This window comes from Methanoculleus frigidifontis, from assembly GCF_030464345.1.
GTDB lineage: Archaea > Halobacteriota > Methanomicrobia > Methanomicrobiales > Methanoculleaceae > Methanoculleus_A > Methanoculleus_A frigidifontis.
This window is the reverse complement of the sequence record NZ_VCYH01000002.1, coordinates 123,001-147,197: the sequence shown is the minus strand read 5'-3', so window position 1 is coordinate 147,197 and position 24,197 is coordinate 123,001. Positions and strand designations below refer to the sequence as shown.

The 24,197-nt window shown below is 63.0% G+C and carries 21 protein-coding genes and 1 pseudogene; 5 read left to right on the top strand and 17 right to left on the bottom strand.

Annotated features, from left to right (window positions below; genetic code table 11):
- Positions 1-150: 150 nt before the first annotated feature.
- The 4 genes from FGU65_RS03580 to larB all read right to left on the bottom strand — a co-directional run bounded on the left by FGU65_RS03580 (position 151) and on the right by larB (position 3,713).
- A complete protein-coding gene (locus tag FGU65_RS03580) occupies positions 151-999 on the bottom strand; it encodes a hypothetical protein (protein WP_301663045.1) in 849 nt (282 codons plus the stop codon).
- A 43-nt stretch (positions 1,000-1,042) separates the two neighbouring features.
- Positions 1,043-2,359 carry a hypothetical protein gene (locus FGU65_RS03575; RefSeq protein ID WP_301663044.1) on the bottom strand — a complete coding sequence of 439 codons (1,317 nt, stop codon included), beginning with the start codon at positions 2,357-2,359 and terminating at the stop codon, positions 1,043-1,045.
- A 72-nt stretch (positions 2,360-2,431) separates the two neighbouring features.
- Positions 2,432-2,941 (bottom strand): nicotinamide-nucleotide adenylyltransferase, encoded by a 510-nt coding sequence (locus FGU65_RS03570; protein WP_301663043.1) that lies wholly within the window; start codon positions 2,939-2,941, stop codon positions 2,432-2,434.
- Positions 2,934-3,713 (bottom strand): nickel pincer cofactor biosynthesis protein LarB, encoded by a 780-nt coding sequence (larB, locus tag FGU65_RS03565; protein WP_301663042.1) that lies wholly within the window; start codon positions 3,711-3,713, stop codon positions 2,934-2,936. Before larB ends, FGU65_RS03570 begins: the two co-directional genes overlap by 8 nt.
- Positions 3,714-3,759: 46 nt before the next feature.
- Here larB and FGU65_RS03560 point away from each other — a divergent pair, with 46 nt between their 5' ends.
- The 4 genes from FGU65_RS03560 to FGU65_RS03545 are packed head-to-tail and all read left to right on the top strand — an operon-like array spanning position 3,760 to position 8,204.
- Positions 3,760-4,086, top strand: coding sequence for an ABC transporter permease (locus FGU65_RS03560; protein WP_301663041.1), 327 nt, complete (start codon positions 3,760-3,762; stop codon positions 4,084-4,086).
- A 15-nt stretch (positions 4,087-4,101) separates the two neighbouring features.
- Positions 4,102-5,334 carry a histidine--tRNA ligase gene (gene hisS / locus FGU65_RS03555; protein ID WP_301663040.1) on the top strand — a complete coding sequence of 411 codons (1,233 nt, stop codon included), beginning with the start codon at positions 4,102-4,104 and terminating at the stop codon, positions 5,332-5,334.
- Complete coding sequence (locus FGU65_RS03550; RefSeq protein WP_301663039.1) at positions 5,321-7,123, top strand: DNA topoisomerase VI subunit B; 1,803 nt, start codon at positions 5,321-5,323, stop codon at positions 7,121-7,123. Before hisS ends, FGU65_RS03550 begins: the two co-directional genes overlap by 14 nt.
- A complete protein-coding gene (locus FGU65_RS03545) occupies positions 7,116-8,204 on the top strand; it encodes a DNA topoisomerase IV subunit A (RefSeq protein ID WP_301663038.1) in 1,089 nt (362 codons plus the stop codon). The genes FGU65_RS03550 and FGU65_RS03545 overlap by 8 nt, the downstream gene beginning before the upstream one ends.
- A 612-nt stretch (positions 8,205-8,816) precedes the next feature.
- Here FGU65_RS03545 and FGU65_RS03540 read toward each other — a convergent pair.
- The 10 genes from FGU65_RS03540 to FGU65_RS03495 all read right to left on the bottom strand — a co-directional run bounded on the left by FGU65_RS03540 (position 8,817) and on the right by FGU65_RS03495 (position 19,771).
- Positions 8,817-9,491 (bottom strand): cyclase family protein, encoded by a 675-nt coding sequence (locus FGU65_RS03540; RefSeq protein ID WP_301663037.1) that lies wholly within the window; start codon positions 9,489-9,491, stop codon positions 8,817-8,819.
- The gene (locus FGU65_RS03535; RefSeq protein ID WP_301663036.1) at positions 9,464-10,138 is read right to left on the bottom strand and encodes an HAD family hydrolase; all 675 of its coding nucleotides are present in this window, start codon (positions 10,136-10,138) and stop codon (positions 9,464-9,466) included. The genes FGU65_RS03540 and FGU65_RS03535 overlap by 28 nt, the downstream gene beginning before the upstream one ends.
- On the bottom strand, positions 10,135-11,307 hold the full coding sequence (locus FGU65_RS03530; RefSeq protein WP_301663035.1) for a glycosyltransferase family 4 protein: 1,173 nt from the start codon (positions 11,305-11,307) through the stop codon (positions 10,135-10,137). The genes FGU65_RS03535 and FGU65_RS03530 overlap by 4 nt, the downstream gene beginning before the upstream one ends.
- Positions 11,308-11,365: 58 nt before the next feature.
- Complete coding sequence (locus tag FGU65_RS03525) at positions 11,366-12,505, bottom strand: glycosyltransferase (protein WP_301663034.1); 1,140 nt, start codon at positions 12,503-12,505, stop codon at positions 11,366-11,368.
- Positions 12,502-13,509: a glycosyltransferase family 4 protein gene (locus tag FGU65_RS03520; RefSeq protein ID WP_301663033.1), complete on the bottom strand. Its 1,008-nt coding sequence runs from the start codon at positions 13,507-13,509 to the stop codon at positions 12,502-12,504. The genes FGU65_RS03525 and FGU65_RS03520 overlap by 4 nt, the downstream gene beginning before the upstream one ends.
- A gap of 244 nt (positions 13,510-13,753) precedes the next feature.
- The gene (gene asnB / locus FGU65_RS03515) at positions 13,754-15,766 is read right to left on the bottom strand and encodes an asparagine synthase (glutamine-hydrolyzing) (RefSeq protein ID WP_301663032.1); all 2,013 of its coding nucleotides are present in this window, start codon (positions 15,764-15,766) and stop codon (positions 13,754-13,756) included.
- 64 nt (positions 15,767-15,830) lie between these two features.
- Entirely contained in the window at positions 15,831-17,123 is a 1,293-nt protein-coding gene (locus FGU65_RS03510) for a glycosyltransferase (RefSeq protein ID WP_301663031.1), read from the bottom strand.
- Between the two features lie 4 nt (positions 17,124-17,127).
- The gene (locus tag FGU65_RS03505) at positions 17,128-17,661 is read right to left on the bottom strand and encodes an acyltransferase (RefSeq protein WP_301663030.1); all 534 of its coding nucleotides are present in this window, start codon (positions 17,659-17,661) and stop codon (positions 17,128-17,130) included.
- 20 nt (positions 17,662-17,681) lie between these two features.
- Positions 17,682-18,650 (bottom strand): dTDP-glucose 4,6-dehydratase, encoded by a 969-nt coding sequence (locus FGU65_RS03500; protein ID WP_301663029.1) that lies wholly within the window; start codon positions 18,648-18,650, stop codon positions 17,682-17,684.
- Complete coding sequence (locus FGU65_RS03495) at positions 18,647-19,771, bottom strand: DegT/DnrJ/EryC1/StrS family aminotransferase (protein ID WP_301663028.1); 1,125 nt, start codon at positions 19,769-19,771, stop codon at positions 18,647-18,649. Before FGU65_RS03495 ends, FGU65_RS03500 begins: the two co-directional genes overlap by 4 nt.
- A gap of 513 nt (positions 19,772-20,284) precedes the next feature.
- Between FGU65_RS03495 and FGU65_RS03490 the strand changes: the two genes are divergently transcribed.
- Positions 20,285-21,763, top strand: coding sequence for a flippase (locus tag FGU65_RS03490; protein WP_301663027.1), 1,479 nt, complete (start codon positions 20,285-20,287; stop codon positions 21,761-21,763).
- Between the two features lie 40 nt (positions 21,764-21,803).
- Here the strand turns inward: FGU65_RS03490 and FGU65_RS03485 are convergent.
- The 3 genes and pseudogenes from FGU65_RS03485 to FGU65_RS03475 form a co-directional block, all read right to left on the bottom strand.
- Positions 21,804-22,937, bottom strand: a pseudogene (locus tag FGU65_RS03485) (DegT/DnrJ/EryC1/StrS family aminotransferase); the annotation flags it as partial.
- A gap of 71 nt (positions 22,938-23,008) precedes the next feature.
- The gene (locus tag FGU65_RS03480) at positions 23,009-23,461 is read right to left on the bottom strand and encodes a DUF5814 domain-containing protein (RefSeq protein WP_301663026.1); all 453 of its coding nucleotides are present in this window, start codon (positions 23,459-23,461) and stop codon (positions 23,009-23,011) included.
- Entirely contained in the window at positions 23,458-24,084 is a 627-nt protein-coding gene (locus FGU65_RS03475; RefSeq protein ID WP_301663025.1) for a DUF2150 family protein, read from the bottom strand. Before FGU65_RS03475 ends, FGU65_RS03480 begins: the two co-directional genes overlap by 4 nt.
- Positions 24,085-24,197: the final 113 nt, after the last annotated feature.

The following is a 24,197-nucleotide window of genomic DNA, read 5'->3' as shown; positions in this document are numbered from 1 at the left end:
CTGCGATCCCGTCAGTGAGGGACTCTTGTAACGTCTGCAATGGGCAACAACTGCTGTATTACAGCAGTTTGCAGGGAAAAATGGATATGTGCCGGGAAGGGTCGCCGCTCTTCGTCTGCGGCCTTCCCTGCACGCCGGGTATATCTGGGTTCAGGCGCCCGGGGTCTGGATCTGCTCTTTGTACGAGTCCAGGATCTGGATGATGAACCGCTGGTGCTCTTCGAGTGCCTGCTCGTCCTCGGGCGACGTCTCGATCCCCACGGCATAGAGGAGAACCAGCGCATTGTCGAGGTCGAGCGCCGTTCTGTCCTGCCCCTCCCCGGGCGGCAGCCGGATGGCAAGTGCATCCCTGTCGGTTTCTCCGAACGTATACTGCGGGCTCGGCGTCAGCCGCGAGTCTGCAAGGTCTGCTGCGCGTTCCTGCAGGATCAGCAGCGCCGCCTCGAGCGCCCCGGGCATGGCGCTCCGCTCCCGGAGCCGGGCGAGCGTCTCTTCGCATCGCTCGATCGCATTCTTATAGAGCCCGAACTTGAAGGACAGCAGCGAGGATGCGATGAGATGGCCGGTCTCCTCATCGATAGTGCTGATGAGCGGCCCTATCCGCTCGATATATTCATTCAGATACTGTTTCATTGTCTTCTCCTGATGCTTCGGATTACTAAACCTTTTCTCTACCCGGAGCGCGAGGACGCTGATGCTTGCGGCATAGAGCGTCTGCATGACCGGCCCGCTGGAAAAATCGTTCGGAATGACGAATATCAGCACCGCATAGAGCGGGGCGAAGAGGGAGACGATGTCTCTCCGGGGCTTTTGGTAGGCTACGTAGCCGAGGAGAAACGATGCGACGACGCATCCGGCGACCCCCGGCAGGGCTGCATACGGGACGGCAAAATGCTGGAGCAGAAGGGTGATTGCGAGCCCGGCGAAGGATAGTGCCGGGACGGCGAGCCAGAGCCGGCTCCACTGAAGCGGAAGAGCTATACTGTCCTCTGTGGTCATTGGGAACTCCTTGTACAACTATTGTCCGGTGCAGGTAAACAATCTATTCGCAGTCTTCGGCAGGCGGGCAGACGGGCAGGTCGTCCGCCTGCAGGGCAGCCTCGCTCCCGGCGAGCGCTCCCAGTCTGCCTGCAAGATCCTCGCGGAGCGCCTCGTCCGCCTCGTGAAGCGCCGCTGCCCGCTCTCTATCGGCGGCGCGCGTGGCGGTCGCCTCTGCAACCTGCGCCTGCACCGTTTCCCGGCGCTCCCGGAGGCGCTGTTCCTCTGCATAGCCGGCAAGGGAGGCGCGCTCTGCCCTGGCGGCATCGAGCTCTGCCGAGACCTCCCGGTGCAGGGATATGACCCGCACCAGCTCGCTTCGCAGGACTTTGGCATCGGAGAAGAGGTGCTGCTCCTCCCGGTTCTTGAGCGTGACCTCCCGCCGGCCGACAACGTCCAGGGCGGCGGGCACGACGCGGGTCAGCAGCCCGGTGATCTCGGCGTCGGCGTCTGGAACCCGGGAGGAGAGCGCATTCTCAAGCTGCCGGATACTCTCTGCCGTCGTACGATCGAGATTCTTCTCCATCACTTTCTCAGCCTTGCGCAGGACGTGCAGGGCGTTCGTCCGGATGGTCGTGTACTCCCGGGCGATCTCCTCCTGCCGCTCCGAGAGCGCGTCGATACGAAGATCCAGTTTTCCGGCTTCTGCGTGATGCGGCCCCGTCGCGAGGGTGCCGAGTTCCTCGTCGACTCGCCGCAGCTCGTCGCTGCCGGAGGCGATCTCCCGGTTCATTGCGTCCGCATCCTCACAGGCGGCGGCATACTCCTCCCGCCCCCGGACGAGCTTCTGGTGAACGTCCCGGGCTTTCAAGACCTCGTCCAGCCGCGCCCGTGATCCTGCGATCGCCTCCGTCATCCGGTTGACGCCGGTGCCGAGGTTTTTGAGGCCGCTGCGAAACTCTTTCATCTCCTCGGGAAATGCCGCCTGGAGATACTTCCCCTGTCCGCGCGTGGCTTTGATGCATCCTTTCAGGATATCCGCCGCAGTGCTGTAGAACGCTTCCGTCTCTCCGGCCGGCTCTTTCTCGACTGCCTGGCCGACCGATTTGAGAAACTCCGGGAGCGCCGAGCGGGAGATCGATTTCAGGCGCGGGTGTGCCACGGATGCTTCGCTGACCGAGGTGAGCGCACGGACGGCCTCCCTGATATCGTGCAGTGCGTCCGTGATCTGCTGCCGGACCGGAGCAGTCGTCTCTTCAAGCTCGCCCTGTATGCTATTTTCCTGCTCTCCGAGCCACCCTGGCACTGCCTCGAGCCCGAGCACGAGGGGTTCTGCCGCCGGCGGCTTGCGTTTGAAGAGGTCGGTAATTGTCCTGAACATGCTGCATCGATCCGTTCTTCTTCACTCATGACGAGGGCTGGCCGCCATGATATGCTTTCTGTTCGCCGTCTTTCACTCATCGGTTCCGGCGATCTGCCGCAGCCGCTCATCCCCGCGGATCTCGCGGATGACGTCGATGACGGCGGGAGGCACCAGGTTCTCCCATGCCTCCCCGCAGAGCATCCGCCGGCGTATCTCCCGGCCGCTGTGGGTCGCCCGCTCGTACATGTCGGGCGACTGCACCTCCATGCCCGCCTCCGCGAAGAGCTGCATCACGAGCGGGTTTCCCGAATAGACGACGTCGAACGGCGGCGTCATCGACCTGACGTGGGCGACCCAGATGGCGTTCCGCCGGATATCCTCGATCGGGATGACGTAGATCGGGCATGCAAGATCGGCAAGCGCGCGGGTGATCATCAGCACCCGCTCCCCGGCGGTGAAGGGGTTGTCCGGGGTGTGGGAGAGCTGGGCGCTGCCGACGCCGATGACAATCTCGTCGGCCCACCTGGCGATCTCCTCGAGGACCGACTGGTGCCCGTTGTGATAGGGCTGGAACCGCCCGATATAGAACCCCCTACGCATCCTTCGCCACCAGGTTTGCAATCTGCGCGGCGAACGCGCCCGCGGTAAATCCGGCGTCGATGTTCACGACGCTGAGCACCGAACAGGACTGGAGCATGCTGGCGAGCGCCGCCTCGCCTGCGCCCATGTAGCCGTAGCCGGTACTGACCGGGACGCCGATCACCGGCCGGTCGACGAGCCCCGAGACGATGGCAGGCAGCGTCCCCTCGCGGCCGGCGGCGACGATGAAGACGTGGGCCGGGATGAGGTCTTTCATCGCCGAGAAGAGGCGGTGAATGCCGGCCACCCCGACGTCGTAGGCCGTCCGCACCTCGCACCCCATCTCTTCCGCGATCAGCCGCGCCTCCTCGGCGACCCTGATGTCGGAGGTGCCCGCCGTGAGGATGGCGACGATGCCGCCCTTCGGTGCGGGAGCCGGCCGGTCTCCGAGGACGAGCGCCCGGGCAGCCTCCCGGTAGTCGAGGGTGAGATCGGTCGGGCGGATCCTCTCGGTGAGAACCCCGGCCTGCTCGGGCGAGACCCTCGTTGCGATGCAGCGGCCGGCCGCCGCCGTGTGGGTCAGCATGATCTCGGCAAAGACTTCAGGATCCTTTCCCTCCGCGAGCACCACCTCGGGCATCCCACAGCGCACCGCCCGGCCGGTATCGATCCGGGCCATGCCCTCGAGCATCTCGATCCGGAACCCCTCGATCGCTGCGAGGGCGTCGTCTTCCGTGATCGTTCCGTTCCGGTAGCCGTGCAGAATATCTCGGAGGGCGGTATTCGGGGACATGTCTCAATAACAAAAATAAGGGCTCCGGGTATAATAATTACTTCTCATGTCCTATCTTGTGTACGTCGCCGGATTCGGGGTTGCGGTCGTCGTTTTTCTCTGGCTGCGCGACCTGCGGATATACTACCGGACGGGTCTTTCCGGGTACCGCACCGCTGCGTATCAGGGCGTTCTCTTCACCGCCCTCGCGCTGCTCGCCCTCTTCGTGACCTGGTCGGGCCTTGAGATCCTCGGGCTCGGCCTCGTCCTTGCCGCCCTCTTCCTCCAGGGACGCCTCTCCCGGGAGCGCGTCTGGCACGGCGAGGGCACGCTGAAACGATTTTTGGGAGAGGTGGAGCGCAGGAAAGATAAGGGTTCGAAAGAGAGAAAATAATCAGGAGTTTACGGAATGCTTCAGAAACCACGGGGCACACGGGATTTTTTACCGGAAGAGATGGAACGCCGCAGGCTGATCGAGACGCGGATGCGCACCGCTGCACGCCGCTGGGGATACCGGGAGGTCTGCACGCCGATATTCGAGCATCTCGAACTCTTCACGATGAAGTCGGGGGAGGGCATCATCAACGAGATGTATGCATTCGAGGATAAAGGCGGGCGGGAACTGACGCTCCGCCCCGAGATCACGGCCGCGGTGATGCGGATGTACGTGAACGAGGGCAAGGTGCTCCCAAAACCCCTCCGCTGGTGCTACTTCGCCGACTGCTTCCGCTACGAGCGTCCCCAGAAGGGGCGCTACCGGCAGTTCTGGCAGTTCGGCGTCGAGCTGATCGGTGCCGATACGGCGAGTGCCGACGCCGAGGTGATCCTGCTCGCCGACGCCGTGCTCCGCACCGCCGGTGTAGCGTTCGATCTCCACGTCGGCCACCTCGCACCGATGAAGCACCTCCTGCATGGCCTCCCGGCAGAGGAGCAGCGGGAGATCATGGCATATCTCGACAAACATGACCTCGCCGGCCTCGAAGAAAGGCTCGGCGAGAAGGGGCTCGGCGACCTTTTCACCTCCCTGGTCGGGCTGATGGACTGCAGGACACCCGGCGAGGTCTTTGCCATCACCGGCGACCTTCCCGAGCGGGAGCGGATCGAGGAGACGTTTGCGATCCTGGACGCGCAGGGGATCGCCTACACCGCCGACTTCGGCATCGCCCGGGGCCTTGACTACTACACCGGGATGGTCTTTGAGGTCTTCGCGCCGAACCTCGGTGCCGAGAACCAGATCCTCGGCGGTGGCGCCTACCGGCTCGCCCACCTCTTCGGCGGCGACGATGTGGCCTCCTGCGGTTTTGCGATTGGTTTCGACCGGGTGATGGTCTCGCTCGGGGAGCTTTTGCTCGAAGGCGAGCCGATTGCAGGCGTCGTCTGCACCCCCGAGGCACGCGCCCGCGCGCTCGAGGTTGCCCGGGCCTTCCGGGAGGCGGGCATCCGGACCGAGGTCGACCTGATGGAACGCGGCCTTGGCGCCCAGCTCTCCCACGCGGCGAAGACGGCCGATTATGCTGTGGTGCTCGGAAAACGCGAGATTGAGTCGGGACGGGTCACGCTCAAGAACCTCCACTCCGGCGAGCAGCAGGAGATGACCCTCGCGGACGCTATCGCCGAGGTGACACGGTTTGGTACTTGCTGAAGACCTGGCGAAACAGCAGCGGAGTATCAGTGTCGCTGAGTTCTTTGAGAAGAATAAACACCTGCTCGGGTTCGACTCGCCGACGCGCGGGATCATCACCACCGTCAAGGAGGCGGTGGACAACGCCCTCGACGCCTGCGAGGAGGCGGAAGTCCTCCCCGACATCTTCGTCGCCATCAGGAAGGTCGGAACCGACGTCTACCGGATCACGGTCGAGGACAACGGCCCCGGGATTGTCGGGAAGAACGTCCCGTACGTCTTCGGCAAACTCCTCTACGGCTCCCGGTTTCACCAGATCCGGCAGAGCCGGGGGCAGCAGGGTATCGGCATCAGCGCTGCAGTGCTCTACGCCCAGCTGACGACCGGCGTCCCGGCGCTGGTCATCTCCCGGACCGGGGCGAACGCACCCGCGCACCGGTTCGAGCTGATGATCAAGACCGAGACGAACGAGCCGGATGTCCTGGTGCATGAGGAGATCGACTGGGACCGGACGCACGGCACCCGGATTGAGATTGAGTTTCGGAGCACGCTCGCCGCAAAGAAGAGGCTGCTCGAGTATCTCCGCTACACCGCGGTCGTCAACCCGCATGCCCGGATCACCGCCGATATCGACGGTGAGCTGACCGTCTTTGAGCGGGTGAGCAGCGAGGTGCCGCCCTGCCCGAAGGCGATCCTTCCCCACCCCCATGGGATCGAGTTCGGGGCGCTGAAAAGGATCGCGGCGGTGAGCGCGGAGCCCCTCGACGAGTTTTTGGTGAACAGTTTCTCCCGCGTCGGGAAGAAGACCGCAGAGGAGATGATCGCGCTTGCGAACCTGAAGCCGCGGCGGAAGGTGAAGGGGCTCGAGGCGGAGGAGCTGAAGAGGCTCCTTGCGGCGATGCAGCAGGTGAAGGTCCCGGCGCCGCCGGCTCAGCAGTGCCTCTCGCCGATCGGCGAAGACCTGATCCGGAAGGGTCTTGAGAAAGAGATCCCGCTCGACTTCATCAAGTCCCGCACCCGGCCGAGCACGGTCTTCTCGGGCCACTCGTTCATCATCGAGGCGGCGATCGGCTACGGCGGCAAGCTCCCTGCCGAGGGATCCGGGCAGATCCTGCGGTTTGCAAACCGCGTCCCGCTCCTCTACCAGCAGGGCGCCTGCGCGATCACCGGCTGCGTCTCGCAGGTGAACTGGAAGGCGTACGGCCTCTCTCAAGCCGGTCTCCCCGCAGGCCCGGTGCTGATCATGGTGCACGTGGCCTCGACGAACGTCCCCTTCACGAGCGAGAGCAAGGACGCGATCGCGTCGATCCCGGAGATCGAGCGGGAGATCGTTCTCGTGCTCCAGGAGCTCGGGCGGGAGCTGAAGACGTACCTCAACCGGCGGGACAAGAAGAAGCAGCAGGACGATCGTGCCCGTGCCATCTGCTCGATCATTCCCGAGATTGCGGCAAAGGTAAGCGATATCGTGGAGCTGCCGCCGCTCGATACTTCGCCGATCGAAGGAAAAATCATGCGAAAACTCGTCGCCAAGAAGCGGACGAGCGACGGAACGGTCAGTATCGACGTGCACAACTACACCGCGCGGGAGATCGCCTTCACCCTCTACAACCTCTCCCGCGACGATGCGGCGGACGCAGAACCGAAGCCCGACTTCGTGGATGCCTTCGACGGCGAGTACAACAAGGTATGGAAATGCCTCCTTGCGCCCGGAACGGTGTGGCAGGTGACCTACTCGGGCAGCGGCGACGGGAGCATCGACCTGCGCGGCGTAGAGGAGAATCAGAAAGTGGTGGTGGATCTCGATGTCTAGGGAAGAGATGGATCTGCGTGCCAGGGAGCAGCTGGTGACGATAGCACGCGGCTGGTACGACCAGATGCGTGACGGCCTCGTGCCCTTCATCCGGCTGCCGACGCGGACGAAGCAGAATATCGAGTACAACGACGAAAGCGAGGTCTGGACCTATGGCGAGCGGGAGAGCACGCGGGCGGCGACCTCCGAGAAGAGCGCCGTCCATCTCCTGAAGATGGCATACGTCATCGGATTTTTAAAGCAGCAGCTCGCCGAAGGCCGCTCCTCGACACTGAGAGAACTCTATTACATCTCGGAAGGCTGGAAGCGGGCGAAGTTCGGGGCGCAGGACGAGAGCAACCGGCTCATCGAGGATCTCGAGATCCTCACCGACCTGCAGCGGGAGGCCTTCCACCTCCGCCCCGAGGAGGACGGAGCGGCGATCTTCGGGCCCCTGAAACTCCGTGAGTCTACTCAGCGCGGTGTCCGTGAGATTCACTGCCAGGAGGATGTCGGCGAGGCTGGGTATCCCATCCCGAATAACGTGGATACCCTCGACTTCATCGATCACGACGCGAAGTTCGTCATCGCGATCGAGACCGGCGGTATGTACGCCCGTCTTATGGAGAACGGGTTCGACGAGGAGTATGGGGCTATCCTGGTGAACCTCAAGGGACAGCCTGCCCGGTCCACCCGCCGGGTGCTCCGGCGGCTCAATGAAACGATGGACCTGCCGGTCGTGGTCTTCACCGACGGTGACCCCTGGTCGTACCGGATATATGCCAGCGTCGCCTACGGTTCGATCAAGAGTGCCCATATGTCCGAGCGCCTTGCCACGCCGCAGGCACAGTTCGTCGGGGTGCAGCCAAGCGACATCACCGACTACAACCTTCCCTCCGACAAGCTCACCGAGCAGGACGTGGCTGCGCTGAAATCGGAGCTGACCGATCCCCGGTTTGCGACCGACTACTGGCGCGAGCAGATCAACCTGCAGCTCGAGATGAAGCTGAAGTCTGAACAGCAGGCCTTTGCGAGCCGCGGGCTTGATTTCGTGACGAAGGAGTACCTGCCGACCCGCCTATCAGAGATGGGGATTATTTAACTATTTTTTCGGGGCGCCCTTCTCTCACATCCCAACCCGACTTTCTGCGACGTTGCGGAAAGCGGATCGTGGGAAATACGCTAACCCTTAGCTAAGGAGGTTCAAGCGTATACCGCGTTCTTCCCCTGACGAGGCTGGTGCCGGACCGGGCTTGTCCCGGGCGTCTCCCCGTGCTGTGAACCGTGGCGGCTAAGCGCCCCCCGGGGTGGGGCCGACGGGGAGGGGTTTTCCCTTCCCCTGTCTCCCGCGAAGATCCCCAGACAGCATCAACCCCACCCCACCCGGCCTCCGGCCTCCTCCCCCGCCCCTCAAGGGGCGGGGGCAGTCATGGCGATACCCAGGGGGAAAACCGTGCCCCCGAATACCCCGATCGCGGTCATCCGGAGCAAGAGATGGGACCTCATCAAGTGCCTGGATCCCGCCGATAGCACCAGGAATTTCGGTGCACCCATAGGGTACGGTAGCGCATATGGGGCCAGCCCCCTCCCCTGACACCCCTCCCCCGGTGCGATAGCCGTCACGGTCCCCCTGACCCGGATAGTTCCACAGAAGACCGGAACCCGGGGAAACCGACTTTGCATCCTGCAGACGAGTTTAGAGCAGATCCTTCTGTTACGCCCCCGGTATCTCGGCAAGCGCCACCACCGGCACCCCCTCGATGTCGTCGAAGAGCACCGGGTAGAGGCGGAGGATCCACGCTTCATCGATGAGCCTCCCGTACGAGAGATCGACGTCCTCCATGACGAAGATGCGCGGCGTGGTGCAGAGGAAGCCGGCATGGGTGGCACGGCTCTCCTCCGGATGGGCGGGTGATGCGATCGAGATGGTGTCGATCCCGAAGACGTGGAGGTCCGGGCATTCGGTGCGGAGGAGGGCGGGGACGTCCGGGTGCACCCAGGGGTGCGCCGATGCGTAGACGTCCGGATTGATGTCGCGGAGACTGGAGGCGCCGGTCCTGACAAAGAGCGCTTTTCCGTCCCGGACCGCCGGGAGGTGCGGTGCGAGGTCCGCCGCACGGAGCGGCACCGCTCCCTCTGTCGGAACGTCGATGCAGTACGCGGGCGCGAAGACCGGCTCGGGTGCGAGGAGGTCGGCGACCGATCCGCCGCCTGTGCAGACGTGTTTCGGGAGGTCGATATGCGTCCCTGCGTGGCTGGAGAGGGTGATGATGCTGGTCGTCTCCGGATCGCCGTCCGCGATTGAGGTCTGCTCCCGGATGGTGATAGGAGGCGATCCGGGATAGAGCGGCGCCTGTCGGTTCAGGGGGTACGAGATCGGGATGAGCATAGTTCGTCCCGTATGTAGGATTGGAGTTCATGAAGGTTACCCACGACCGCCTCGACCCCGGGCCTCCCGGAGAAGCGATCGGGGTCGCCCGGTTTGACCCGGGCAACGAACCGGACGCCGGTCTCCCGCGCCGCCTGCCAGTCCTGCGGGGCGTCGCCGACGAAGAGGGTCTCTGTCGGGGATGAGCCCGTCTCTGCCAGGATCTCCCGGACGCATTCGGCCTTCGTCTTCGGCGAGCCGTAGACCCGGACGAAGTACTGATCGAGGTTGCGGTGGCGGGTGATCTCCCGCATCTCGCCTTGCGGGGTTGCGGAAACGATGTAGAGCGGGAGCAGGCGCGAGCACTCCCGGAGGAGTTCCTCCGCTCCGGGGACGAAGGGGATCGTGAGCATCTTCTCAAAGATCTGCCCGGCGTAGCGGTCGGCGAGCCGCTTCTCCTGCTCGGGCGTGAGGTCCTCGTGCAGGATATTCTCGTAGATGTGACGGAACTTGTCGTAGCGTGACATGCCGCCGTTTTCGAGGTGGTAGGCGACGATCTCGTCCTGGTGTTCGGGGATGAACGAGAAGGTCTCCCGGAAGGCCTCCGCCTTCATGGCGATGGACTCGGCGACGACGCCGTCGAAGTCGAGGATGAGGGTGGTGATCACTGCAGCCCCTCCTCAGAGGCTGGCTCAGCCGGTCTGCCGGAGACCGGGGCCTCGCCGTTCAGGTTTCGGTACAGTGCCAGCAGCGACGTCTCCATACGGCCCCAGTTATACCGCTGCTCTATGGCGCGTCTACCGTTCTCGCCCATTTGGCGCGCCTCGTCCGGGTTTTCCAGGAGGTAGGTAACTGCATCGGCGATCGCGCCGATGTCCGTAGGGTCGACGAGGATCCCGCAGCCGGCGTCGTTAACGACGTTGCGTATCTCGGGAAAGTCGCTGGCGACGACAGGCAGCCCGACGAGCATGTAGTCGAAGAGTTTGTTTGGCAGGCCGATGGAGATGTTGTAGTAGGCAGGCTGGAAGACCAGAAGTCCGATCTCTCCCGCACCGAGCGTCTCGTACATCCGGCGGTAGGGGAGGAATCCCGTCGTATGAATCCTTTCGCGGGTATGTTCGTCGGGGACGATCGCCCCGACGTCGTCACGGACGTTTCCGACGAGCGTCAGCGAGGCGTCCGGGTGGCGTGAGAAGACCTGGGATACTGCCAGGATGCACTCGCGGATGCCGTGGAACGCCTGCATGTTCCCGGCCATGTAGAGGATCCTCTTCCCCTCTCTCCTGGGGGTGCAGGGAATCTCGAGATCGGCGATCGAGTAGTTCGCGATGATGACCGGATCGAGGCCGGCGTCCCGGAACCGTTCTGCGACGCTGTCGCTGACCGCGATGGTGCCGTCGGCGCGGCGTGCCAGAAAGAGTTCGAGCGGGTCGACGATCGCCGTCAGGACCCTCTGGAGACGGCTCCCCTGTGCGACGTGCAGGTCGAAAGGTATCTCGGTCGGCCAGTGTTCGTGGACGTCGTAGATGACACGTTTTCCCCGCAGCACCCTGAGGGCCATGCCGATCAGAAGGGCGTCGGGCTCGTGGCAGTGGTAGACGTCGGCGTCCTGCCGCCAGCACTCGCGGAAGACCCGGAGCAGGGTGATGGGGTGAAGCGCGAACGATCCGGGCTGCTGCACGGTGACGATGCGCACCTGCTCTTCGGTCGTCGTTTCTGCCGTGGCTCCCGGGGCTATCACGGTGACAGTGTGTGCCTTTGCAAGGCTCCTCGCCTCTTTCTGGAATATTCTTCCGTCAGTCGGCCGGTGCGTCGTGGAGACCATGCAGACTTTCATGCGCTGCCCCCGCAGTGAGACGCCCCGTGCGCCGGGTATCGTTTGCCGTTGGTGATCGTCACTCTTGCCCCTCTCGTTCCAGCGAGCTGAGGATGCCCGCACGGACGCTCTCTGCCCTCATGCTCCAGGTATGATCTGACCTGATGGCACATAACCTTCGTGACATCTCCTCCCGGAGAGACGGGCAGTTGTGCAGCGTGACGATCGCATCCCGCAGGGCGTCGGCCGTATAGTCGACGTACAGGATGCCGCCGTTGCTCCCGGCATCGAGGAGTGAGTCACATTTCGTGCAGAGGATCGGGATGCCGGTTCCGATATACTCGTAGAGTTTCGTCGGGGACGCGAGGTTCAGGTAAGGTTCCGCCGGGTTGTAGGGCATGACGAGGACGTCCATGCCCTTCAGGGCGGCGGGGAGCTCCGTTCGTGGGAGTTCCCGCCGGACGATCCACTCCGCGTCCTCGATCCGGTCACGGAGTTCTGCCGGAATCCCGGGCCCGTACGGGCCGTAGAGGTGGAGCCGCAGGTCGTGGTTCTCCGCGTGCACGGCCGTGCAGGCATCGACCAGCAGGTCGATACCCCGGTTTCTCGTCAGGGCGCCGATATAGCAGACGTTGAACCTGCCACGCGCGGCCCGGTAGGGCTCCGGGTAGAGGTGCAGAAAGGCGTCCTCGAATGCGTTCGGGGCGATGACGACCGGTCTCGATCCGTTCAGGCCGTAGGTGCTGCTGACACGCTCCCACATCGGCCGGTTCAGTGCGACGACCAGCGAGGCCTTTCTGAGACAGTCTGCCTCACGTCTCCTGCTCAACCGTTCATTCCCGTCGCCGACCGCCCCCGTCTGCTCCAGCGTGTCGTGCAGGTCGAGGATTGTCCTGACCCCGGTGCGCGAACAGAACGAGAAGAGGAGCCGGTTCTGCACCGTCGTCATCGAGTGCGGGTAGGCGAAGTAGACCCAGGGCCGGTCGCGCCGGATGCGGTGCGCCGACCGGATTGCGGTAAGGGTCTTTCGGAGGTTGTTTGCAAGTCTCCGCGATATGCTCCTGCCGGGCGGGAGATCGCAGGATACGGCATCGATCTCGACGTCCGCATACTCTGTAAGCCCTCTCAGCAGGAAGTGGATCCGGGTGTAGGTGGGCGAGACGCCGGTCCCGAGGCTCCCAAGAAGCGTGCCGTTGCAGGCGGCGAAGATCCGGATCATGCGATTCGTCCGTCGATTGCTTTTCTGATGGTCTGCTGCCGCTGCTCGATCGAGAACGTAGTCAGAACCCTTTCCCGGGCGTCTTTTCCTCTCCCTGACCGCAGCGCAGCCTGTATTGCCTCTGCAGTGCTCTCCGGGTCGCCATACGGCACGATGAATCCGGTGTCGCCGACGATCTCCGGCAGGGCGCCTCTGTCGGTCACCACCGGAACGCATTCGCACGACATCGCTTCCGCGAGCGCCACCCCGAATGACTCGCGATATGAGAGCTGGCAGTAAACCCGGGCTTTCCGGTACCATTGCAGGAGTTCTTTCTTTGAAGGGGATTCGATGAATGCAACATTGGAGGGTGCATCCTGCTTCAGAATATCGATGCCGTCGTCCAGCACCCGGCCGATGACGGCGAACTTCGTCTGCGGCAGAGCCCGTGCGGCACTGATGAAGGTGTCGAGCCCCTTGAGCGGTATGGCCGCCCTGGTGATCACGCATACCGTTATGACAAGGTCTTCCTTTCCTTTCTGCGGCGTGAACGCCGTGCAGTCGATCCCGTTATAGACCCGCTCTATGCGGCGGTGCCGGTCCAGCCTTTGTATCTCCTCTCTGTTGAAGTCCGAGACCGCAAAGACCTGATCGGCATTGTGGATGATGTAGCGCACTCTTCTGGAGAACTTTGCGTCGAGCAGTCCGCCGTACTGGATGTCGGGTTCGTTTGCAACCTCAAACCCTCCGACAATGACGATCGATTTTTTCCTGAATAGTCTGGACAGGATAACCGCAAGATAGGCATGGTTGTGGGCAAACCAGGAATAGGTGATGTCTGCCCACAGCACCCCCCGCAGTATCCCGGCGAATATGACCATCTTTCTCCAGCGCCCATTCGCACCGCTGCCGCTCTCCAGGATGAGTTCTCTGACCGTGTAGTCCTGCCTGAGTATCCCTGCGTCGCGCTCTGCGAATGGAGATGGAGTAGGAGTCAGTAAAAAGATCTTCGGTTTCTGCGCCATCCAACCCTCCTGCTGTGGAGTTCTCACACCTCCGAAGGTGCTTCCGGATGGTCTAATGAATATATTATTATTTATATATTCGCGGGGCGGTAATCTGCGGTGCAGGCGGTCGCAGAAATGTGGTAGATGTCGGCAGAGTTCGGGCCATATCCGTCGATAGCGATCCTGCAGGGATACCGTTACGTCCCGGAGGACCTGCGTCTCTCACTGTGTGGGAAGACGGCGCTCCTTCTTTCCGGATCGCTCACGCCACCCGGACGCCGAAGATCTTCATCCACTGCCCGAAACAGATCCATCTCCAGACCTGGGGACTTACCGGTTCCTCGCCGGAAAGCATTCGGTCCAGTCTTTCGACGGCCTCTTCCTTCAGCACGCCCTCCGAGGCGTCCACCGCCTCACGGAGCAGCTTTCGCACGATCTCGGGGCCTTCGTGCCGGATCCAGTGCTCCTCTGCGGTGTAAAATCCCATCTTATCCATCCGCATGCGGACGTTTTCAGGGAGTATTCCTTTCATCGCCTCACGGAGTACGCGTTTCGTCACGCCGGCGTCGATCCGGTACTCCTCGGGGAGGCCCATGATGAACTCCACGAGGCGGTAGTCCAGGAACGGCACCCGCGATTCGACCGAATGCGCCATCGAGTTCCTGTCTTCCCAGTGGAGCAGGCTCGGGAGACTGGTATACAGCATCTGGGCGAGCGCGATTGACTGGGTCACTCCCGGCACCGACGACGATCCGTTCGGCTGCCAGAGGTAACCGCGGGGAATTGCGAGCAGATCGGCGTTGATCCACGACGGGCGGACGCAATCTGCCTGGAAGTACTTCATTGCCGGTCTTTTGAGCGACGGCGGGAGGAGGTAATACCCCATCATCGCAAGCGACCGGGTCTCCGGTATGCCGTGCAGGGACTTAACCGCCTGCATCTCCTTCCAGAGGCGGGTCAGGTCGGCGGCACGGAAGAGGTCCGCGTACCGGCACCCGAAGAACCACAGGTAACCGCAGAGCTGCTCATCCGCCCCCTGCCCGTCGAGCAGGACTTTGACCCTCTGTTCTGCGGCGAGCCGGAAGACAAGCCACTGCGCGAAGATGCTCGTTGTCTTGAACGGTTCGTCCTGGTGCCAGATGAGGTCGTCAAGCTGGCTGAGAAGCATGTCGAAGGAGGGGTAGGTGTAGTGCGCTTGGATGTCGCGCGCGCCGATCACTTCGTCGATGAACTCCCGCTCGTCGTACTCCTTCACGTGGGAACAGGCTGAAAATGTCTTCTGAAAATCCTGTTTCTCTTCGCTCCTGAGCGTGTCGTTTACCAGGCAGACGATGGATGAAGAGTCCAGCCCTCCCGAAAGGCAGGACCCGCCCGGGACATCCGAACGCATGCGCAGGTGGACGGAGTCGTTGAGCAGCCGTCGAAACTCTGCGGCCGCCGCATCGAAGGTGCCGGAGAACTGCTGCGGCTCGAGGCGGTACCACCGGTATACCGGAAGGGTGCTCTCAACGTCTTCCACCCGGAACTCCGCGGCTTCACCGGCCGGGAGCTGGTACACCCCCTGAAAGAGGGTTTCCCGGGTATGGTCGAGGAGATTCGAGACGAGATAGTCGTATGCCCGAGGGCCGTTCAGGCGGGCCTTCCATCCGGGGAGGATGGTGAATGCCTTGATCTCGGATGCGATCGCAAGGAATCCTTCCGGGGAGAACCAGTAGTACAGGGGTTTTATTCCGTAGCGGTCGCGGGCGACGAAGACCTTCTGCTCCTCCGCATCGTAGATGACGAACGCCCACATCCCGTTGAAGCGATGCAGGCAGTCTCTGCCCCACTGTGCATAGGCGGTGACGATCACTTCGGTGTCTGTGTGGGATGCGAACCGGTGTCCGTATCCTTCGAGCTCGGCACGGAGCTCGGTGTAGTTGTAGATCTCGCCGTTGTACGCGATCCAGTAGCGCCGGTCGGGCGTGCAGATCGGCTGATGGCCGGCCGGCGAGAGGTCGAGGATCGAGAGGCGGCGGTGGCCGAGGGCGACGACGGCGTCCTCCGGGATGGTACCGCAGAAGGCCTGCTTTGGCGAATAGTGCAGACCTGCACTCATGACCTCATCCGGGGTTTCGCTCCCGCCGAAGAGGACCGCCACCTTCGGTGCCTGCGTAAAAACGGCAAACCCCTCGTCGTCCGGGCCGCGGTGCCGGATGGTTCCGGTCATCGCCGCGATCTCTGTGAGGTGCTCCGACGACCCGTTCAGGCTGATGAGTGCTGCAATCCCACACATGGTGCAATCCTGCAGTACACATTTCAGCAAAAGGGCTGAAAACAGTTTGCATCAGAGAAAATGTTTATATCTGAGAACTCCCGTTCCGGGCAAACTCGCAGAAGAGATCCTCCAGATCGGGCTTATCCGGGACCTGGAGCGCCGCGATGCCTCCTTCCGCGATCACCGCCCGGAGGAGGGAGCGGGTATGCGTCTCAGAAAAGCCGACGCCGTGCAGGTAACGGATCGCCTGCGGGTCGCAGCACCATGCCCCGGGCACATCGCCGTCGATCAGCCGCAGGTAGCGCTCCGCAACCCGCCGGGGTTCCCAGCGTTCCCGGACGTACTGCTGCGCCCGCCTCCCGAGGTCGGCACGCAGGGCGTCATCCCGGACCAGCAGTTCGATGGCCCCGGCGATCCGGTCCGGATGGCAGTAGAGGGAGGGGGGGATCAGGTCTTCCGGGATCGCCTCGCGGATCCGGTCGGCGTAGTAGCCGCCGACGACCGCAGGCCTGCCGAACGCCGCCACCTCGGTGGCGAACATCGCCATGGGTGTGTCGGAGTAGACCTGGTCGACCACAAAGTCGCACCGCCGCAGCTCCTCGAGCACCACCGCGTGCGGTCTGTTTGTGATCTCCACGTACTCGATGGCGTAGCCCTTCTCCTGCAGTTCCCGGATCGCCGAGCGGATGATCCCGCTCCCCTTTGCCTCCGGGTCGGAGGGTGAGTGGAGGATCCGGACGCTGCCTGATGCCTCCCGGCCGGGGGCGGCGTCGTCGGGAGGCGGAGAAAACGGCACGCCGACCGCAAGCCACTGCACGAACGGCCGCTCGTGCAGGTGTGCCGACGCCGGGTGGCTGACACAGAGATCGGCATACCGCTCGATCCTTCGGATCTTCTGCTTCTGCCGTGCGGTCAGCCGGATGCACTCGGAGACCGTCCGCCCCTTCCCTGGCCCCATCAGCGCCCCGTCGAGGTAGGGCGGGCGCTCGTCCGACCCGAAGAAGACGTAGATGATCCGCTTTCCAAAAAGTCTGAGGATCGGGAGATCGAAGTATCCAAGGAAGGTCGAGCCGTAGCCGAAGATGAAGACGTCGTGGGTTGCCAGCACTCTGATAAAGAGCGGGATGTTGCAGGCCTGGATGATGGCGTAGAAGAGCGCCCGCACCGGCAGGGATGTGCTGGCATCGAGGCGGGCGTTCGCCCACCGCTGCAGCCGCACCGGGAGGCAGGCCGCGTCGTCGCCCCCGAACCGGAACGGGTGCGCACGCTGGTTGAGAAACGTGCAGGGAACCCCGAGCTCCTCGAAACCGCGCTTCAGGCTCGCGTTGTAGCCCGCGATCTCGGTGAGGCCGATCAGAACTCTGCGGGGTTTCATAAGGCTATCGCCGACTGCGGAGCACCCGGGCGGGGTTGCCCGCCGCAACGCTGTACGCCGGGACGTCCTTCGTCACCACCGATCCCGCGCCGATGATGCAGCCTTCGCCGATGGTGACGCCCGGCAGGAGGATCGTGTTGACGCCGATATCGGACCCGTCGCCGACCACCACCTCGCCGAACGTGAGATCGTTGCAGATGACCGGCTGCGACGCCTCGCCCTCGGTGTGCACCGAAGTGAGGATGGTGACGCCCGGGCCGATGCCGACTGCCCGGCCGATCCTGATGCCGCCGGCGCTGTGGAGGAAGCAGGACTGGCCGATCCAGGTGTGGTCGCCGATGGTCATCCGGTTTTTGTAGTAGCCTTTCAGGATCGCCCCGTGGCCGACGTAGACGTTCTCCCCGATCTCGATCTGCTCCGGGTGGAAGACGCGTACCCCCTCCTCGAAGACGACGTGGTCTCCGATCCGGGCGAAATCCTCCCTGGAGAACACCCCGCTCCCGTGGCTCCGGTGCGGGCGGACAGCATCGACGTTCATGGTTCCTCCCCGAAGGCCGCCTACCGCAGCGCGAGATGCTGCCTGTACCACTCGATCGTCTGCGCGAGGCCGTCGTCGAACGAGACCTGCGGGGAAAACCCGATCAGGTCCTCTGCCAGGAAGACATTCGCGATATGCCGCCGGACGTCTCCGGGGCGCTCGGGCTGGTAGACGATGTTCTTCTCGCATCCCATATAGCGGGCGATAAACCGGATGATGTGCTCGATCGAGACCTCTTTTCCGCTGGCGATGTTCAGCACCCGGTTCCGGGTCGCGGAGGTGTTGTAGACGTCGATCGCCGCCCGCGCCGTATCGGTGACGTAGAGGTAGTCGCGGGTCTGCCTGCCGTCGCCGTGGATGACCGGCGCCTCGCCGTTCAGGATGCGCTTGATGGTCAGGGGGATCACGCCGGCGTAACTCCGCTCGTTCTGCCGGGGACCGTAGTTGTTGAACGGCCGGACGAGCGCCGCATCCAGTCCGAAGGTGCGGCAGTAGGAGAAGATCAGGAGGTCGCCGGCCGCCTTGCTGGCTGCATAGGGGGTCGTAGCGTTCAGGGGATGGTTCTCGTCCATCGGGGCATAGATCGACGTCCCGTAGGCCTCGGAAGACGAGAAGTGGATCAGCGTCTCGAAAGCGTCCTTACGGGCGAGCTCGCAGATCGTCGTGACCATATCGTTGTTGTGCCGGAACGTCCAGGCAGGCTCTTCGAGGGACGCCGGCAGCGGGATCACGGCGAGGTTGAAGACGACGTCGGTCCCCTCCTTCTCGATGATCGCCTGCATCGCGTCGTAGTCGGCGACGTCCTGGTGGTAGATGGAGAGCGAGGGGCAGGACTCCCGGGCCTCCCGCAGGTTCTCATCTTTGCCGAGGTAGAGGTTATCGACGACCACCAGGTTCTCCGGTCCTTCCCGGACAAGGGCGTCCACAAGGTGGCTCCCGATGAACCCTGCGCCGCCGGTGACAAGTACTGATCTGTTCTTAAGGCTCATTGTAACTCTCCAAGGGTTCTCGCAAGGATGCGTGCCGCGGCATCGATCTCCTCCTCGCGGAGCGTCACGTACAGCGGCAGCGCGATTGCGCGGCGGTAGACGTCCAGCGACCGGTCGCACCGGTCATGCGACCGGTAGACGGGCTGGATGTGAGAGGCGTATGTCCCGATCTGGGTCTGGACGCCCTCCGCCATTACCATTTCAATCAGGCGGTTCCGGTCGACCCCCCGGTCGACGAGAGCGACGTAACTCTGGTAGACCGGTTCCGCGTCCGGGTCGATGAAGGGCCGGGTGATGCCGTCGATCCGATCGAGGTGTGCGTCCCAGATGCGTGCGAGTTCGCGCCGCCGCTCGATGAACGCATCCAGCCGCCGCATCTGGGCGACGCCCACCGCCGCTGTGATGTCGCTCATCTTGTAGTTGTAGCCGATCTCGGTGAACTCGGGGATGGCAAAAGCGCTGCTCTTCTCGCGGTCCCAGGCGGCGGTCATGCCGAAGACCGCGAGGTGCCGGGCCGCCGCGGCGATCTCGTCACGGTCGGTGACGAGCATTCCGCCCTCGCCTGTGGTGATCCCCTTGCGTGCGTGGAACGAGAAGCAGCTGACGTCGCCGATCGTCCCGGCGTATCTGCCGCGGTATCGGGCGCCGAGTGCACAGGCGGCGTCCTCAACGACGGCAAGGCCGTGGTCGTCTGCGATCTCCAGGATCGAATCCATCGCTGCGGGCTGCCCGAAGGTGTGCACCGGGACGATCGCCCGCGTCTTCGGGGTGACACTCTCCTCGATCCGGCCGGGATCGAGGTTGTAGGTCAGCGGGTCGATATCAATGAAGACCGGGCGGGCACCGCAGTAGAGCACGGCATGGCCGGTTGCGGGGAATGTATAGTCCGCAACGAGCACCTCGTCGCCCGGACCGATGCCGAGGGCGAGCAGCGCGAGGTGGAGCGCTGCGGTGCAGTTCGTTACGGCGACGGCGTGCCGGACGCCGAGGTACTCTGCGACGGCTGATTCAAACTCCCGTACTTTCGGCCCCTGCGCAACCCAGCCCGAGTCGAGCACGCTCCTGATCTCGTCGAGCTCCTCCTGGTCGAAGTACGGTCGTGTAAGCGGTAGTTTATCCATGGTTGATTCCTTCGTAGGAGACGGTGGTGATTACTCGTACCGGTAGTGATGCTGCGCTCGTCGCTCTGGTTTCCTGCATGTGTTTGCGATGCGATTCGTCCGGATGTGGTCAGCACTGCCGGAGTTGTGATGCGTCTTTGGGAAACGCCCGCGCGATCAGCGACGTCATGCCCCTGCGCCGACGCAAAGACTGCCCTTTTTGGGTAACCCCTGGATGGGCCGGTCCCGGCATGGTCTCTGGAGATGATGTGATTCCTCGCCCCGGTCAGATGGTTTCGTGTTCATACCCGTTCATCGAGCGAGAAATGGAACGCTCCCGGCAGAGAGATATCTTCATGATCATTTACTATGATGTGCTGATAAGGGTTCTGGAACGGATCGTTCCGGAAGCGGGGCGGAACGGATCTTCGGCAGGGAAGCAACGGCATCGGAAGATACCGTCCCGGTTCAATGCTACACAAAGGCGTGGACGTGAAGAAATGATTATGAGTTCTGCGTTCGTTTTCTGTACCTGTGTTCAAGCCCTCCCGTTACCTCGCCCGGATCATGGGCATCGATACCGTCCAGCGGCAGAGCCTCATCAGTTTCAGTTCGACGGTAGGGATCACCGCAATTGGATTTCTCTCGACGATGTACTTTGCCCACGCGGTCGGTCCTGCGGTGCTCGGGGCGTACTTCATCTTCGTCGCATTCTTCGGCATCTTCGACCTCGTCGGTGACGGCGGGTTCGGCGGCGCCGTCATCAAGAGGATCAGCGAGGGGAAAGAGCAGAACGAATACTTCTCGGCCTTCGGGGTTCTGCGGATCCTCCTCCTGGCTGTCTCCATCGCCGTGCTCCTGCTCCTTGAGCCGTTTCTCGTCGATCTCACCTCGGCGGGGGTCTTCTCCTGGCTGATTGTTGCCCTCTTCGTCAGTGTCTTTACGAGCACGGTATCCTACAGTGTCTACGGGAGCGGGAAGGTCGGGGTTTACCAGCTGAGCGGGCTCTTCAACAACGTCCTGCGGATCGGCTTTCAGGTCATCGCGGTCTTCGTCGGGTTCGGGGTCGCAGGGCTGGTCGGCGGTTTCGTCGCCGGCCTGCTCGTCGCAGGTGTCTTCAATCTCTTCTTCCTCGATCTCCGGCCGGCGCTCTTTGGATGGCGGCATCTTTCGAGCCTTTTTTCCTTCTCGGTCTGGACGTTCTTGAGCTCGAGCGGGTATCTCGTCTTCACGTATGCCGATACCGTGCTGCTCGGCTACTTCATGACCGATGCAGATGTCGGGATCTACCGCGTTGCTCTCCAGCTCACCACGCTTGCAACCTTCATCACCATGGCGCTCCATATCACGCTCTTCCCGCGGATGAGCCACTGGGCGGCGCACGGAGAGCACGAGTATATCGCATCCTCGCTCACCCGGGCGTTCACCTACTCGCTCCTCCTCGCCGTCCCGGTGCTTGCGGGGGGGTGGCTGCTCGGCGAGCGGCTCCTCTACTTCTTCTACGGAGCGTCCTTCGCTGCCGGCACCCCGGCGCTCGCCATCCTGCTCGTCGTCCAGGTGGCGAATGTCTTTATGTTCCTCCAGACGATGACCCTGAACGCCCTCGACCGGCCGAAGGACTCCTTCCGGGTGACGGCCGTCGCCGCCGCCGTCAACATCGGCCTGAACATCGCCCTCATTCCCGTGCTCGGGATCGTCGGGGCCGCCGTCGCCACGCTCGCCACGATGGTGCTGAACGCAGGCCTTGCTTACCGGGCGCTCTCACGGTTCATGCCGGTCGGGATCGAACGGCGGCCGGTCGGCAACATCGTCGCGGCTGCACTCGTCATGGCTGCGGCTGTCGGCCTGTATATGATCGCCGTCCCGCTGACGAACGTCTTCCTTGTCCTCGGGGCCGTGCTCCTCGGCGGAGCGGTCTACGGCATCGTGCTGCTCCGGCTCGACCGCGGAATCCACGATGAGCTTCGGGATCTGACGCAGAAGATCGGGCTTCCCTGGCCGGCCGTGCTCTGAGATTGGCCGTTCCGGCGCACGCACGGGCTGCGGCGATCAGTCTGTCGATCGCATCCGGGGTCATGGTGACCTGCAGGGGGATTGCAATCCCCCGCTCCAGGATCGCCCGTGATTGCGGCCAGAGGGTGCTGATCTTCCTGCCCCGGTAGCGGGGGTACCCGCCGAGGATATGGCTCCACTCCGCGGCATAGTCCCATGCGAGCGAGTCGGGCAGGTTCTGTGTTGCGTGCCCCCGTTCCCTCCAGCACCGGGCAAATGCCGCGGCCGCCTCCCGGCTCTCGAGGAAGAAGACGGCCGTGTTCCCGGCATCGCCGGTGGGATCGGGAACCTCCCGGAATGTGAGTCCCGGAGTGTCGGAGAGGCCTTCCTGTATCTGTCGTTTGATCTCCCGCTGCCGCCGGATCACCGTATCCATCTTTGGGAGCTGTGCAAGCCCCACGGCTCCCGAAAGTTCGCTCATCCGGAAGTTGAAGCCGCCAGAGGGGTGCGGGTCGGAATCTGCCGGCGTGTGCGGATCCTGCATCTCCCGGCCGTGGTCTGCGCACGCCCGCGCCCGGGCGATGATCGCGCCGTCGTCCGTAACAATCATGCCGCCTTCGCCGGTCGTGATCACCTTCTCGAAATCGAAACTGAAACATCCGACGTTGCCGATCGTCCCGAGCAGCTCGCCGTGGTACGAGCCGCCGCACGCCTGGGCGGCGTCCTCGAGCACCGGAATGCCGTGCTCCCGCGCTATCCGCAGGATCGCATCCATACGGGCGCCGATGCCCATCGTGTGCACCGGGACGATCGCTTTTGTCCTGTCGGTGATCCGTGCTGCAAGATCATCCGGGTCCATCGTCAGCGTCGCGTCTATCTCGGTGACGACGGGGACGCCCCCGCACGCAGCAATCGCTTCAAGGGTGGCGACGAAGGTGTAACTCTGGGTGATCACCTCGTCGCCGTCGCCGACCCCGAGCGCCCGCAGGGCGACGATGAGCGCTGCGCTGCCCGAGGAGACCGCGAGTGCGTGGCGGACGCCCATCCTCCGGGAAAACGCCCGCTCGAACTCCTCGACGCGGTAGATGCCTCTCCGTTTCCGGTCATGTCCGTAGCGGGTGAGCACACCGCCGTATGTGAAGACGTCCTTGACCGCGCAGGCTTCCTCCTCCCCGATCAGTTCGTACCCCGGCATGGCGTCTCCCCCTTCGGGTGCTTCCCGGCAATAAGGGTTTGGCGGACCGGTGCAGGCGGCCAAAAAAAGTATCAGTGTTCTATCTTTCGGATGTGGTCGTATGCGTTCTCTGCCAGCTTCTCCCGCTCCTGCAGCTCGGCGATGTCGCGGATCGACTCGAGCAGGTGAACCGAGTCTTCGAGGTAACTTAAGATGTCGGCCGGGTAGAGATCGATCCCGAACTCGTCGAGCAGGTGAGCGCTGATCTGCCGGTGATCGAGCCCGAGCTCCCGCAGCTCGATGATATGCAAGGCGAACCTCCGCTCAGGACACCCGCAGAGGGGTGCATCTTTGCATCTGCAGCCGAGGAACTCCTCGAAAAAAGCGAGGAGCTGTGTCCGCAGCGTCCTGTCGAGGCGCTCGAAGTTTATCGCCGTTCCCACCGATTCGAGGAAGGCTCCGGAAAAGGCATGATCGGAAAGCCTGAACCCTGCCGCCCTCTCCAGCCGTCGTGCTGCGCGAAATCTGGCTTTGTCCGCAATCACGAGGCTTCTCCGGGTTCTTCGTCGAACTTGCTGAGGGATTTCACTGCGTTTGCCATCGTGTCTATCTCGATGAGCCACTCCTCAAAGAGGGTGGGGTTCTCCAGGTCGTCTTTGATGTACCGGGCGCAGCAGGTGGCTCCGTTGATGACGCTTGCGCCGATCTGGGCGGCGACGTCCAGAGCGTCCTCGAGGTCGTCCTCCCCGAACGCCTTGCCCTTCTTGACCAGGGCTTTGATATCGGTATCGTATTCCTCGTCCAGGTATTTCCGGCAGGAGGTAAAGAGCACCAGCAGGGTCAGTTGCAGCGAACCGATGATCTCCGCAAGTTCGCCTTCAGGCAGGCCGGTCATGACGATCATCTCCACCTCGTCGAGTCTCTCCCGCGCCTCGTCCTTTGTGAACCGGCCGTTCTGGTAGAGGCGGATGATCTTCAGCACCGAGATGGTGACGTCCTCGGTGAAGCTGTAGAGGATCTGAAGGCCTTCGGAGACCTCCTCATCCGGCTGCGGCTCGAAGCTTGCGTTCTCCAGTGACTGTATCCAGTTATTCCAGCGCTCCTGGTTGTAAAAAATATAAAAGAGCTTCATCGGCTCTGCTTCTTTGCTGCTCTTTTTCTTCGCCATACCAGTACTCATCGGTTTGCCTGCATTAAAAGTATTTTTCTCTATACCGTCGAAGGCGGCTTTTCCCGCAATTTCCCGAAGATTCATGTAGATCAAACGAGCATACAGAGAGC

What these genes read in the sequence shown, in the direction of transcription:
- FGU65_RS03545 (WP_301663038.1), top strand. Translation starts at nt 7,116, where the DNA reads ATGTCTAGGGAAGAGATGGATCTGCGTGCCAGGGAGCAGCTGGTGACG.
- FGU65_RS03500 (WP_301663029.1), bottom strand. Translation starts at nt 18,650, where the DNA reads ATGAGCCTTAAGAACAGATCAGTACTTGTCACCGGCGGCGCAGGGTTC.
- FGU65_RS03560 (WP_301663041.1), top strand. Translation starts at nt 3,760, where the DNA reads ATGTCCTATCTTGTGTACGTCGCCGGATTCGGGGTTGCGGTCGTCGTT.
- FGU65_RS03495 (WP_301663028.1), bottom strand. Translation starts at nt 19,771, where the DNA reads ATGGATAAACTACCGCTTACACGACCGTACTTCGACCAGGAGGAGCTC.
- FGU65_RS03525 (WP_301663034.1), bottom strand. Translation starts at nt 12,505, where the DNA reads ATGATCCGGATCTTCGCCGCCTGCAACGGCACGCTTCTTGGGAGCCTC.
- FGU65_RS03540 (WP_301663037.1), bottom strand. Translation starts at nt 9,491, where the DNA reads ATGCTCATCCCGATCTCGTACCCCCTGAACCGACAGGCGCCGCTCTAT.
- FGU65_RS03505 (WP_301663030.1), bottom strand. Translation starts at nt 17,661, where the DNA reads ATGAACGTCGATGCTGTCCGCCCGCACCGGAGCCACGGGAGCGGGGTG.
- FGU65_RS03520 (WP_301663033.1), bottom strand. Translation starts at nt 13,509, where the DNA reads ATGGCGCAGAAACCGAAGATCTTTTTACTGACTCCTACTCCATCTCCA.
- FGU65_RS03530 (WP_301663035.1), bottom strand. Translation starts at nt 11,307, where the DNA reads ATGAAAGTCTGCATGGTCTCCACGACGCACCGGCCGACTGACGGAAGA.
- asnB (WP_301663032.1), bottom strand. Translation starts at nt 15,766, where the DNA reads ATGTGTGGGATTGCAGCACTCATCAGCCTGAACGGGTCGTCGGAGCAC.
- FGU65_RS03580 (WP_301663045.1), bottom strand. Translation starts at nt 999, where the DNA reads ATGACCACAGAGGACAGTATAGCTCTTCCGCTTCAGTGGAGCCGGCTC.
- FGU65_RS03510 (WP_301663031.1), bottom strand. Translation starts at nt 17,123, where the DNA reads ATGAAACCCCGCAGAGTTCTGATCGGCCTCACCGAGATCGCGGGCTAC.
- hisS (WP_301663040.1), top strand. Translation starts at nt 4,102, where the DNA reads ATGCTTCAGAAACCACGGGGCACACGGGATTTTTTACCGGAAGAGATG.
- FGU65_RS03575 (WP_301663044.1), bottom strand. Translation starts at nt 2,359, where the DNA reads ATGTTCAGGACAATTACCGACCTCTTCAAACGCAAGCCGCCGGCGGCA.
- larB (WP_301663042.1), bottom strand. Translation starts at nt 3,713, where the DNA reads ATGTCCCCGAATACCGCCCTCCGAGATATTCTGCACGGCTACCGGAAC.
- FGU65_RS03475 (WP_301663025.1), bottom strand. Translation starts at nt 24,084, where the DNA reads ATGGCGAAGAAAAAGAGCAGCAAAGAAGCAGAGCCGATGAAGCTCTTT.
- FGU65_RS03570 (WP_301663043.1), bottom strand. Translation starts at nt 2,941, where the DNA reads ATGCGTAGGGGGTTCTATATCGGGCGGTTCCAGCCCTATCACAACGGG.